Genomic DNA, 1151 nt, shown 5'->3' with positions numbered 1-1151 from the left:
ATGGCAGGCGGCGACTACGCCACCGGACACACCTCGGTCATCCTCAGGGAACCCGTCGGCGTCGTCGGCGTCATCACCCCTTGGAACTACCCGCTGCTGATGGCTGCCTGGAAGATCGCGCCCATCCTCGCCGCCGGAAACAGCATCGTCCTCAAACCCTCGGAACAGACGCCGCTCTCGACGCTGAAGCTGGCAGAACTTGTCGCCGGACGCATCCCCGACGGCATCCTCAACGTCGTGACGGGAAAGGGCCGAACCGTTGGGCAGCGACTCTCCGAACACCCTGATGTCGCCCTCGTTGCGTTGACGGGAAGCGTCGTCAGCGGACAGGCAGTGGCGGAGACCGCGGCCAGGTCCGTCAAGCGCGTCCATCTGGAACTCGGCGGCAAGGCCCCGGTTGTTGTCTTCCCCGACGCCGACCTCCGCGCGGCCGCCGCCGGCGTGCGAAACGCCGGCTTCTGGAATGCCGGCCAGGACTGCGGCGCCGCCTGCCGTGTGCTCGTGCACGAGTCCGTGGCCGAGGAGTTCACCGAACACCTGGTACGCGAAGTCAGCACGCTCGTCGTCGGCGCTCCGGGCGCAGGGGAAGACGTGGAAATCGGTCCCATGATTTCGCGCCCGCACTTCGAACGCGTGAAGGAAGCCCTTGCCGAGGCAAAAGCTGCGGGCCTTCAGGTGGCCATCGGCGGCTCGGCCTTGGAAGGCCCCGGCTACTTCATTGAACCCACCGTAATCAGCAACGTCCCGACCGGGGCGCATATTGCTACCCACGAAATCTTTGGCCCAGTGGTCACCGTCGAGTCCTTCAGCTCCACTGAAGAGGCCATCACCCGGGCCAACGAGAGTCCCTACGGGCTTTCCGCCTCGGTATGGACCCGGGATTCGAGCCTCTCGCTCCGCATTCCGAAGCAGCTCGATTTCGGCACCGTCTGGGTCAATTCACACCTGGTGTTGGCCTGCGAGGTTCCGTGGGGCGGATTCAAGGGATCCGGCTACGGCCGCGACCTCTCGCTGTATGCCTTGGACGATTACTCCCGGACCAAGCACGTCATGATCAACCACGGCGCATGAGCGTTTAGAACAGCATCGGAGCCCAGCAATGACCACCACGAATCATCCCCACTCCGCGTCGTCGGCGCGCGCCGCAACCC

Annotated in this window: 1 protein-coding gene; it reads left to right on the top strand. The window is 65.0% G+C overall.

All coding sequences use genetic code 11. The features are described from left to right. Positions 1 to 1071 (top strand): aldehyde dehydrogenase family protein (locus LQV45_RS34425; RefSeq protein ID WP_230012368.1); only part of this gene is annotated, 1071 nt, incomplete at its 5' end. Positions 1072 to 1151: the final 80 nt, after the last annotated feature.

It is taken from the genome of Microbacterium sp. Bi128 (assembly GCF_918698205.1).
Note: the sequence above shows the minus strand (reverse complement) of the source record. Positions and strands in the feature narration are given on the sequence as shown.